Here is an 11,369-nt window from a genome sequence, read left to right as displayed (position 1 = left end):
AAAACATGACGAAGTATGTAAACGTGATAGGGGCAGGCCTTGCTGGAAGTGAAGCAGCTTGGCAAGTAGCCAAACGAGGAATTAATGTGCGTCTTTATGAGATGCGTCCAGTAAAACAGACGCCTGCGCACCATACAGATAAATTTGCAGAATTGGTATGCAGCAATTCATTGCGTGCAAACTCTCTTACAAATGCAGTCGGAGTGATCAAAGAGGAAATGCGCCACATGGATTCGGTCATCATCGAATCTGCTGACCGCGCTTCGGTCCCTGCAGGTGGAGCATTAGCAGTTGACCGCCACGAGTTTGCTGGGATGGTAACTGACAAAGTCCGCAATCATCCTTTAGTCGAAGTGATCAACGAAGAAGTAACGGAAATACCAGAAGGCATCACAATCATTGCAACAGGTCCGCTAACTTCACCGGCTTTGGCTGAAAAAATCAGAGAATTGACGGGTGAAGAATACCTTTACTTCTACGATGCGGCAGCGCCGATTGTTGAAAAAGACAGCATTGATATGGATAAAGTCTATTTGAAATCCCGGTATGACAAAGGGGAAGCGGCTTATTTAAATTGCCCGATGACGGAAGAAGAATTTAAACGTTTCCATACGGCTTTAGTTGAAGCGGAAGTTGTGCCTTTGAAAGAATTTGAAAAAGAGATTTATTTTGAAGGCTGTATGCCGGTTGAAGTTATGGCGGCACGCGGGAAAAAACGTTGACGTTCGGACCGATGAAGCCGGTAGGGCTTGAAGATCCGAAAACTGGCAAGCGCCCATATGCAGTCGTACAGCTTCGTCAGGACGATGCTGCCGGTACGCTTTACAATATTGTCGGTTTCCAAACACATTTGAAATGGGGACCTCAAAAAGAAGTGCTTCGTTTGATTCCAGGGCTTGAGAATGTAGAAATCGTCAGATACGGTGTAATGCACCGCAATACATTCATCAACTCGCCGCGGGTATTGAAGCCGACGTATCAATTGAAAGCGAATCCGAATATCTTCTTTGCCGGCCAAATGACAGGCGTTGAAGGCTACGTAGAATCAGCGGGAAGCGGATTGCTTGCAGGAGTCAATGCTGCTAAACTTGCCCTTGGAGAAGAACAGATCATCTTCCCGGCGGAAACGGCTTTGGGAAGCATGGCCCGCTATATCACGGAAGCTGACAGCAAAAACTTCCAGCCGATGAACATCAACTTCGGTTTGTTCCCGGATTTAGGCGAACGCGTAAAATCCAAGCAGGAACGCGCAGAGAAGCACGCTGACCGTGCACTGGCAGCGATTCACAATTTTATGAATACCGTGACGGTTTAATTGAAAAAAGCCTCTAAATGTTGTTATAATTTAGAGGCTTTTCTATTTGTACAAAAAAGGTGGGTCCATCGGATGAATAAAGAAGAGATGCTCAAATCATTTATGACCTACATTCAACTCGAAAAGAATTATTCTGAACACACCGTCCACCATTATGAAAAAGATTTGGAGGATTTTTTTCTGTTCCTAGAAAAAGAAGGGATTCCGGATATTCGGGAAGTAGAATATTTGCATGCTAGAAATTATGTCACGAATTTATACGAAATGACGTTATCGCGTACGACCATTTCAAGAAAAATCTCATCCATCCGTTCCTTTTTCAAATATGGAAACCGTGAATTCGGACTAAGTGAAGCCGCTTTCCGGTCGCTTTACCATCCGAAAAAAGAGGAACGCCTGCCGCAATTTTTCTATGAAGAAGAAATGGAGGCTTTATTCCGTTCTGTTCAAGGCGAAGACAATTTGTCTATGCGGAATATGGCGATCCTTGAATTGTTATATGCGACCGGCATGCGGGTCAGCGAATGCGTAAATATCCGGATGCAGGATTTAGACCGCCACATGCAAATTGTCAAAGTCATGGGGAAAGGGCGGAAAGAGCGCTACATCCCTTATGGACAGTTTGCCCATGAGGCATTGGAACATTACATTGAAGAAGCACGTCCTAGATTAATGAAGAAAAAAGAGCATCAAGGGCTCTTCGTCAATAATCGCGGCGAACTGCTGACAGACCGAGGCATCCGTCATATCTTGAGTGAGTGCATGAAAAAAGCGTCTGTCAATTCCACAATCTATCCCCATATGATCCGCCATACTTTTGCAACCCATTTGCTGAATAATGGAGCTGATATGCGGACGGTGCAGGAATTGCTCGGGCATTCACATTTAAGTTCGACGCAAGTTTATACACATGTGACCAAAGAACATTTACGAAAAACATATTTAAATGCTCATCCAAGAGCTTAGAGGGGGACTTACCATGCAAGAATTCCATGCAACTACGATATTTGCAGTGCGGCATAACGGCGAATGTGCGATGTCAGGCGACGGGCAAGTCACTTTCGGCAATGCAGTCGTTATGAAACATACAGCGAGAAAAGTTCGGAGATTATACAACGGCCAGGTACTAACCGGGTTTGCCGGTTCAGTAGCGGATGCTTTTACGCTTTTTGAAATGTTCGAAGACAAGCTGACTGAATACAATGGCAATCTACAACGCGCAGCCGTTGAACTGGCAAAACAATGGCGTGGAGATAAAATTCTTCGCCAATTAGAAGCGATGTTGATCGTTATGAACAAAAGCGAACTGCTTCTCGTAGCCGGAACAGGCGAAGTGATCGAACCGGACGATGGCATACTCGCGATCGGTTCTGGCGGAAATTACGCATTAGCTGCCGGGCGTGCATTGAAAAAATACGCCGGCGATCAAATGACTGCTAAAGAAATTGCACAGTCTGCACTCGAAACAGCAGCGGATATTTGTGTATATACGAACCATGAAATCATCGTAGAGGAGTTGGGGAAATGAAAACACAACAAGATTTAACTCCTAGACAAATCACCGACCATTTGGACCGTTACATCGTCGGGCAAAAAGATGCTAAACGTTCAATTGCCATCGCACTCAGAAACCGTTACCGCAGAAGCCGGTTGGATGAAGAATTGAGAGACGAAGTGATCCCAAAAAACATTTTAATGATCGGACCGACGGGAGTAGGGAAAACGGAAATTGCCCGTCGCATTGCAAAACTGACAGGTGCGCCTTTTGTTAAAGTGGAAGCGACGAAATTTACAGAAGTGGGTTATGTCGGACGAGATGTGGAATCAATGGTCCGCGATCTTGTGGAAGCGGCTGTCCGCATCGTCAAGGAAGAAAAATTCGAAGCCGTCAAGTTCCAAGCAGAATCTGCGGCCAACGAACGGATAGTGAAATTGCTAGCGCCGTCCCGCAAGAAAAAAGCGAATGGCCAAAATCCATTGGAAATGCTTTTCGGGCAGAAAATGGAGCAGCAAGAAGAGGAAGATCCGACAGCTGAAGTGGAAGTCCGCGTAAAACGCCGGGAAATTGCTGCAGACTTGAAAGCGGGAAAACTGGAAGACGAATGGGTCATGGTGGAAGTGACCGAAAATATGCCGTCCATGTTTGATGCTTTGCAAGGTTCGGGAATGGAACAAATGGGAGCAAATATGCAAGATGCTTTGTCTTCATTGATGCCGAAGAAAAAGAAAAAGCGCCGTTTGCAAGTGAAGGAAGCCCGCCGGATATTAACGGCTGAAGAAGCTGCGAAATTGGTGGATGACGAGGAAGTAGCTTTAGAAGCTATCCAACGCGCTGAACAGCACGGCATTATCTTCATTGATGAAATGGATAAGATTGCAAGCAAAAACAACTCTTCATCAGCGGATGTTTCTCGGGAAGGGGTGCAGCGCGATATCTTGCCGATTGTTGAAGGGTCAACCGTATCGACGAAATATGGGGCTGTGAAAACGGATTATGTGCTGTTTGTGGCAGCCGGAGCGTTCCATATGTCAAAACCTTCTGATTTGATCCCGGAATTGCAGGGACGCTTCCCAATCCGTGTTGAACTTCAGAAGCTTGAAGTCGAAGATTTCGTCAAAATTCTTACTGAACCAAAACATTCTTTGATAAATCAGTACAAAGCGCTTCTCGAAACAGAAGGAGTTATGGTACACTTCAATGATGCGTCAATTACCAGACTAGCGGAAATAGCGTATGAAGTGAATCAGGATACCGATAATATCGGTGCTAGAAGGCTCCATACGATTTTAGAACGCTTATTGGAGGATCTGTCATTTGAAGCTTCGGAGATTTCGCCGGCTCAAATCGATATCACGCCTCAATATGTGAACGAAAAGCTTGAAAATGTGGCTAAAAACAAAGATTTGTCACAATTTATTCTGTAATTTCATGCAAAATAGTTTCATTAAGTAGTAAAAACCTTTAGAATATTAAATAAATACTGTTCGTAAATTAGTAGGAGGTTCATTTAAATGAATTTATTGGAAAAAACACGTCGTATTAACTCAATGCTGCAAGCTGCTGCAGGGAAACCTGTAAACTTCAAGGACATGGCTGAAACATTAAGCGAAGTAATCGAATGCAACGCTTTCGTCGTAAGCCGCAAAGGTAAAGTTCTTGGATATGCAATCAACCAGCAAATTGAAAACGAGCGCATGATCGGGATGCTTGAAGAGCGTCAATTCCCAACTGAGTATACTCAAAACCTTTCAAACATCCACGAAACAACTGAAAACTTGGATGTCAACAGCGAACACACAATCTTCCCAGTGGAAGAGCGTGAATTGTTCAAAGAAGCTTTAACAACGATCGTACCCATCATCGGTGGCGGAGAACGTTTAGGTACGCTTCTTTTAGGCCGCGTCAACGGAGAATTCCACGATGATGATTTAATTCTTGGAGAATACGGCGCTACAGTAGTTGGGATGGAAATCCTTCGCGAAAAAGGCGACCGCATCGAAGAGGAAGCACGCAGCAAAGCGGTTGTTCAAATGGCGATTTCTTCACTTTCATACAGTGAACTTGAAGCCATCGAACATATTTTTGAAGAGCTTGACGGCAACGAAGGCTTGCTAGTCGCTTCGAAAATCGCTGACCGTGTCGGCATCACTCGTTCAGTTATCGTTAACGCACTTCGCAAACTTGAAAGTGCTGGCGTAATTGAATCACGCTCTCTAGGGATGAAAGGGACATACATTAAAGTATTGAACACGAAATTCCTAGCTGAACTTGAACAATTGAAAATGAACTAATTAAAATCGAAAGGCACCGGATAAATTCCGGTGTCTTTTTTTGCGTGATGAGACACTGATGAGAAGACTCGCGTTTTGCTCTGGACGGACGCTTTCCTTTGGAGCCCGTAGGAAAGCGAAGCTGTTTTACAGAATATTTACGAACAAATTCAACTTGTTAAACAAACTTGTTGCGGAACTAAGGAAGACCGTGGTATAATTTCAAATGGTGTTAAATACACACGCATTTTGATCTGTTCCGCAGGTGCTTGCAAAAGTAACGGTTCAGAGAAGAAAAATGCGGAGGGAAAAATAACCTATCAGGAGGAAACAAACATGTCAGTAATTTCTATGAAACAATTGCTTGAAGCTGGTGTACACTTCGGTCACCAGACTCGCCGTTGGAACCCGAAAATGAAAAAATATATTTTCGTCGAGCGTAACGGTATCTACATTATCGATCTTCAAAAAACAGTCCGCAAATTGGAAGAAGCTTATAGCTTCATGAAACAAGTGGGCGAAGAAGGCGGTAAAGTACTATTCGTTGGTACGAAAAAACAAGCTCAGGACGCGATCAAAGAAGAAGCAGAACGTTCTGGCAACTACTACATCAACCAACGTTGGTTGGGTGGAACACTTACTAACTTCGGTACAATCCAAAAACGTGTGAATCGTTTGAAACAAATCGAACGCATGGAAGAAGATGGAACTTTTGAAGTTCTACCGAAAAAAGAAGTAGTTCAATTGAAAAAACAACACGAACGTCTTGTTAAATTCCTTGGCGGTATCCGTGATATGAGTTCACTTCCGGACGTAATGTTCGTAGTTGACCCACGTAAAGAACGCATTGCAGTAGCAGAAGCAATCAAATTGAACATTCCTATCGTTGGTATCGTTGATACAAACTGTGATCCGGATGAAATCGATTATGTAATCCCTGCAAACGATGATGCAATCCGCGCGGTTAAACTTTTGACTGGTAAAATGGCTGATGCTTTGCTTGAGTCAAAACCTGAAGAAGACGAAGAAGTAGCAGCAGAATCTGCTGAGTAATTCACAAGTATGACAGGTGATAAGCGGCCAAACCCACTTATCACCTTTTTTTGAGAAATCGTACACATCTTAAGGAGGAATTTAATCATGGCAGTTACAGCTCAAATGGTAAAAGAATTGCGTGAAAAAACAGGCGCAGGTATGATGGATTGCAAAAAAGCACTAGTACAAACAGATGGCGACATCGACGCAGCAATGGATTTCTTGCGTGAAAAAGGCCTTTCAAGCGCTTCTAAAAAAGCGGACAGAATCGCTGCTGAAGGGATCACTTCAATCCTTGTTCAAGGCAACGATGCAGTCATCTTCGAAGTAAACGCTGAAACAGATTTCGTAGCGAAAAACGAAGGTTTCCAAACGCTTGTTAAAGAACTTGGTGAGCACTTGATCACAACAAAACCGGCTACAATTGAAGAAGCTACTGCTTCAACAATGTCTAACGGTTCTACTGTTGCGGACCACATCTCAAATGCAATCGCTAAAATCGGTGAAAAAATCACTTTGCGCCGTTTTGAAATCCGTACAAAAACAGACGCAGATGCTTTTGGTCCATACCTGCACATGGGTGGCCGCATTTCCGTACTAGTTGTTCTTGAAAACTCAACTGACGATAGCGCAGCACGCGATATCGCAATGCACATTGCTGCATTGAACCCTAAATATGTATCACGCGATGAAGTTTCTGCTGAAGAAGTAGAACATGAGCGCAAAATCTTGACTGAACAAGCTCTAAACGAAGGCAAACCTGAAAACATCGTTGCGAAGATGGTAGAAGGCCGCCTTGGTAAATACTTCGAAGACGTTTGCTTGCTTGACCAAGCTTTCGTTAAAAACTCAGACCAAAAAGTACGCGATTTCGCAGCTTCAACTGGCGGATCTGTAAAAGAATTCATCCGTTATGAAGTTGGAGAAGGAATCGAAAAACGCGAAGATAACTTTGCTGATGAAGTTATGAGCCAAGTCAACAAAAAATAATCATTTAATATGTTTTACCTGGGGAACACGTCCAAGTGTTCCCTATTTTTCAATAAAAGTGTAATGGAGGGTACCGATGAGTGTTCAACAATATAAACGCATTGTACTAAAACTAAGTGGAGAAGCGATGGCAGGTGGACAAGGTTTTGGTTTGTCTCCTGAAATCATCAAAACGGTAGCCAGCCAAGTCAAAGAAGTAGTAGAGCTGGGTGTAGAAGTTGCTGTAGTTGTAGGCGGCGGCAACATTTGGAGAGGCAAAATCGGTTCAGAAATGGGAATGGACCGTGCCACTGCAGATTATATGGGGATGCTTGCAACCGTTATGAATTCATTGGCATTGCAGGATTCCTTGGAAAAGCAAGGCATTGAAACGCGCGTACTTTCTTCTATTGAAATGCGCCAAGTTGCAGAACCTTATATCCGCAGAAGAGCGATCCGCCATTTGGAGAAAAAACGCGTAGTCATCTTTGCTGCAGGTACAGGAAATCCTTACTTCTCGACAGATACGACAGCTGCACTCCGTGCTGCTGAAATTGAAGCAGATGTAATTTTAATGGCGAAGAACAATGTGGACGGCGTATATTCAGCTGATCCGAAAACAGATTCAACTGCTGTTAAATACGAAGAGCTTTCCTATTTCGATGTAATTCAGCAAGGGCTGCAAGTGATGGATTCTACTGCTTCTACACTTTGTATGGACAATGACATTCCACTCGTAGTATTCTCAATTATGGAAAATGGAAATATAAAACGGGCTGTTCTCGGTGAAAAAATCGGGACAGTAGTGAGGAGAACAATATAATGCCGAAAACTGTATTGAACGATACGAAAACAAAAATGGAAAATGCCATTCAAGCTTTTTCACGTGAACTTTCTTCTATCCGCGCAGGACGTGCAAACCCTTCAATCCTGAATAAGCTGACAGTAGAATACTACGGAGCTCCAACACCGATCAACCAAGTAGCTGGAATTTCGGTTCCGGAAGCACGTTTGATCGTAATCCAGCCGTATGATAAAACAGTCATGGGCGATATTGAAAAAGCCATCATGAAATCCGATTTAGGTCTAAGCCCATCAAATGACGGAACGGTCATTCGCTTGGCGATTCCTGCATTAACAGAAGAACGGCGCAAAGACTTAGTGAAGCAAGTGAAAAAAGAAGCGGAAGAAGCGAAAGTGGGTATCCGCAATATCCGCCGTGATGCAAATGATGACTTGAAAAAACTCGAGAAAAAGAGTGAAATCACGGAAGATGACTTGCGCAGCTATTCAGATGATGTCCAAAAATTGACGGATTCTTATATTGCTAAAATTGACGAAGTCGCTAAAGACAAAGAAAAAGAAATTTTAGAAGTCTAATCGAACTTTCACTCGTTATTAAGCGTCCTGTTTTACAGGACGCTTTTTTTATGCCAAAAAAATACAAGTGCTTCGTGAAAGAAAGCGCACGAAGGTGATTTTTTTGATATGATAAGCATTAGACATGCCGATTTGTAATAGGTGGAGGATTAGATAATGTTCAATAAACTACTAAAAAGAATGGCCGATACTGCGCCGGAAAACGAAAGCCGTGCTTTAGCCGTGGCAAATGAAGAAGTGCCGGCGCATATCGCCATTATTATGGATGGGAATGGACGCTGGGCAAAAAAACGTTCACTACCTAGAATAGCTGGCCACCATGAAGGAATGAAGACGGTCCGCAAAATCACAAAACTTGCCAATCATTTAGGGGTAAGTGTTTTAACGCTTTATGCGTTTTCAACAGAAAACTGGAAACGCCCTAAAATGGAAGTGGATTTTTTGATGCGTTTGCCTGAAGAATTTTTATCGACTTTTCTTCCAGAATTAATTGAAGAAAATGTACGTGTAGAAATGATGGGTTATCATCATAATTTGCCGTCGCACACCATTGAAGCGATTCGCAAAGCAAAAGAGGCCACAAAGGACAATACCGGCCTTATTTTGAATTTCGCTTTGAACTATGGAAGCCGGGCGGAAATTGTGGATGCTGTTAAAGATATTGCATCACAAGTCCAAGCTGGAAAATTAGCCATAGAGGATATTACAGAAGATCATATTACAAACGGGTTGATGACCAATCAGCTTCCTGAACCTGATTTGTTGATCCGTACGAGCGGCGAAGTCCGTTTAAGCAATTTTATGCTTTGGCAGCTGGCATATACAGAGTTTTGGTTTACCGAAACCCTATGGCCGGATTTTGGCGAAGAGTCATTGCTTGAAGCCATCGAGAACTATCAGCAGCGAAACCGCCGTTTTGGAGGATTGAAGGGAGAAGAAGCGAATTGAAACAACGGATCATAACCGGGATTGTAGCGGCTGCCCTCTTCATCCCTTTTGTCATCATTGGCGGAATCCCGTTTATCTTGCTTACTTATGCACTTGCGACGATCGGGTTGCAAGAGCTCTTAAAAATGAAAGGCAGAACTTTGTGGAGCATTCCGGGGCTCATATCCCTTATCGCACTTTATGCATTCATGCTTCCAGATAAATGGGCAATCGAGTTAACGGAAGTGACCGGCTATGTGAAAGTCGAAATTGCCTTTTTAGCAGTCATTCTCTTATTGATTCATACAGTAGTCGTAAAAAATAGCTTCACTTTCGACGATGCCGCTTTTGCGATTCTGGGCACTTTATATGTAGGAATCGGATTCTATTACTTGATCGAAACTCGAGTGGAAGGGCTGGCGTTTGTCGTCTTTGCACTCCTAGTGGTTTGGTTCACGGATTCCGGGGCTTATTTTACTGGGCGCAAAATAGGCAAACGCAAGCTTTGGCCGGAAATATCGCCAAATAAGACCATTGAGGGTTTTGTTGGCGGAATTGTCTGGGCTATTGCTATCGGGTTGATCTTCAACTTCTTTGTAGACCTCGAAAAACCGGTGCTTCTGATTATTGGCGTGTCCATCATCGCTTCCGTTTTCGGACAAATGGGTGATTTAGTCGAATCAGCACTGAAGCGCCATTTTAATGTAAAAGATTCCGGTACTATTTTGCCTGGGCACGGCGGCATACTGGATCGTTTCGACAGTATTCTATTTGTTATGCCTTTGCTACACTTTTTGCATTTCATCTAAGAAAGGAATTATTTGAATGGGTAAAAATATCATTTTATTGGGAGCGACCGGCTCGATCGGTATGCAAACAGCTGACATAATTAGAGAGCATCATACAGAATTCACATTGCGAGGATTTTCTGCGGGCAAAAATATTAACGTGGTCAAAAAACTCATTCAAGAATTTCGACCTGAAATTGTTTGTGTACAGAGAGAAGAAGATGCAAATGAACTTAGAAGAGAATATCCTGGCGTCTCGTTTGTCTTTGGCCATGCGGGATTAATCGAGACGGCTACATACGATGCGGATGTGCTGGTCAATGCAGTTATTGGCAGTGTTGGATTGGAACCGACATTGGAAGCTATAAAACTGGGGCGCACCATTGCCATCGCCAATAAAGAAACATTGGTTACTGCCGGACATCTCGTCTTGGACAGTGCAAAAAAATACGGAGCTGACGTATTGCCGGTGGATAGTGAACATTCTGCATTATTCCAGGCGTTGAACGGGGAAAAAAGAGAACAGGCCAGCCGCTTGATTTTAACGGCTTCCGGCGGAAGTTTCCGCGATTCGACACGTGAAGAGCTGAAAAATGTCACAGTCAAAGAAGCGCTAAACCATCCGAATTGGTCAATGGGAGCAAAAATCACCATCGATTCAGCGACGATGATCAATAAAGGGCTGGAAGTAATCGAAGCCCACGTACTATTCGATTTTCCGTACGAAGATATTGATGTCTTGCTGCACCGGGAAAGCATCATCCATTCCATGGTGGAATTTCAAGACACAAGCGTCATTGCCCAACTAGGAACGCCCGATATGAGAGTGCCCATCCAATATGCCTTATCCTACCCGGATCGTTTGCCACGTCCACAAGCGAAGCGCTTGAATCTTGCTGAACTTGGGAAATTGCATTTCCGTGAAATGGACTATGAGCGTTTCCATGCGCTGAAACTTGCTTTTGAAGCAGGGAAAACGGGCGGCACGATGACCACTGTATTAAATGCAGCGAATGAACAAGCTGTGGCGATGTTCTTGAATGAAGAAATCAAGTTTCTTCAAATCGAAGAGCTGATTGAGCGCGCGATGCACAATCATGAAGTTATTTCTGTACCCGATTTGGAAACGATCCTGCACGTCGATGCTGAAACAAGAAAATCCGTTAAAAACATGCTAAAATAGC

General features: G+C 43.5%; 11 protein-coding genes and 1 pseudogene. All 12 read left to right on the top strand.

Annotated elements, in window-relative coordinates:
* The first annotated feature begins 5 nt into the window (after positions 1-5).
* The 12 genes and pseudogenes from trmFO to dxr all read left to right on the top strand — a co-directional run bounded on the left by trmFO (position 6) and on the right by dxr (position 11,368).
* Positions 6-1,315, top strand: a pseudogene (trmFO, locus tag L0M13_RS11135) (FADH(2)-oxidizing methylenetetrahydrofolate--tRNA-(uracil(54)-C(5))-methyltransferase TrmFO).
* 72 nt (positions 1,316-1,387) lie between these two features.
* Positions 1,388-2,281, top strand: coding sequence for a tyrosine recombinase XerC (gene xerC, locus L0M13_RS11130; RefSeq protein ID WP_235196576.1), 894 nt, complete (start codon positions 1,388-1,390; stop codon positions 2,279-2,281).
* A gap of 13 nt (positions 2,282-2,294) precedes the next feature.
* Positions 2,295-2,843, top strand: coding sequence for an ATP-dependent protease subunit HslV (gene hslV, locus L0M13_RS11125; RefSeq protein WP_235196574.1), 549 nt, complete (start codon positions 2,295-2,297; stop codon positions 2,841-2,843).
* Positions 2,840-4,240 (top strand): ATP-dependent protease ATPase subunit HslU, encoded by a 1,401-nt coding sequence (hslU, locus tag L0M13_RS11120; RefSeq protein ID WP_235196573.1) that lies wholly within the window; start codon positions 2,840-2,842, stop codon positions 4,238-4,240. Before hslV ends, hslU begins: the two co-directional genes overlap by 4 nt.
* An 87-nt stretch (positions 4,241-4,327) precedes the next feature.
* Positions 4,328-5,107, top strand: coding sequence for a GTP-sensing pleiotropic transcriptional regulator CodY (gene codY, locus L0M13_RS11115; RefSeq protein WP_052651250.1), 780 nt, complete (start codon positions 4,328-4,330; stop codon positions 5,105-5,107).
* Between the two features lie 315 nt (positions 5,108-5,422).
* Positions 5,423-6,139: a 30S ribosomal protein S2 gene (gene rpsB / locus L0M13_RS11110; RefSeq protein WP_235196572.1), complete on the top strand. Its 717-nt coding sequence runs from the start codon at positions 5,423-5,425 to the stop codon at positions 6,137-6,139.
* A gap of 87 nt (positions 6,140-6,226) precedes the next feature.
* The gene (gene tsf / locus L0M13_RS11105) at positions 6,227-7,111 is read left to right on the top strand and encodes a translation elongation factor Ts (RefSeq protein WP_235196571.1); all 885 of its coding nucleotides are present in this window, start codon (positions 6,227-6,229) and stop codon (positions 7,109-7,111) included.
* A gap of 76 nt (positions 7,112-7,187) precedes the next feature.
* The gene (gene pyrH / locus L0M13_RS11100; protein WP_235196570.1) at positions 7,188-7,913 is read left to right on the top strand and encodes a UMP kinase; all 726 of its coding nucleotides are present in this window, start codon (positions 7,188-7,190) and stop codon (positions 7,911-7,913) included.
* On the top strand, positions 7,913-8,470 hold the full coding sequence (gene frr / locus L0M13_RS11095; RefSeq protein WP_235196569.1) for a ribosome recycling factor: 558 nt from the start codon (positions 7,913-7,915) through the stop codon (positions 8,468-8,470). The genes pyrH and frr overlap by 1 nt, the downstream gene beginning before the upstream one ends.
* Positions 8,471-8,626: 156 nt before the next feature.
* The gene (locus tag L0M13_RS11090) at positions 8,627-9,418 is read left to right on the top strand and encodes an undecaprenyl pyrophosphate synthase (RefSeq protein WP_285835929.1); all 792 of its coding nucleotides are present in this window, start codon (positions 8,627-8,629) and stop codon (positions 9,416-9,418) included.
* Positions 9,415-10,206 carry a phosphatidate cytidylyltransferase gene (locus tag L0M13_RS11085; protein WP_235196568.1) on the top strand — a complete coding sequence of 264 codons (792 nt, stop codon included), beginning with the start codon at positions 9,415-9,417 and terminating at the stop codon, positions 10,204-10,206. Before L0M13_RS11090 ends, L0M13_RS11085 begins: the two co-directional genes overlap by 4 nt.
* 16 nt (positions 10,207-10,222) lie before the next feature.
* Complete coding sequence (gene dxr, locus L0M13_RS11080) at positions 10,223-11,368, top strand: 1-deoxy-D-xylulose-5-phosphate reductoisomerase (protein WP_235196567.1); 1,146 nt, start codon at positions 10,223-10,225, stop codon at positions 11,366-11,368.
* Position 11,369: the final 1 nt, after the last annotated feature.

The sequence above is a fragment of the Planococcus sp. 107-1 genome (genome assembly GCF_021513255.1).
In the GTDB taxonomy this organism is placed as follows: Bacteria; Bacillota; Bacilli; order Bacillales_A; family Planococcaceae; genus Planococcus.
The sequence above is the reverse complement of the archived record's forward strand: the minus strand, read 5'-3'. Positions and strand labels throughout refer to the sequence as shown.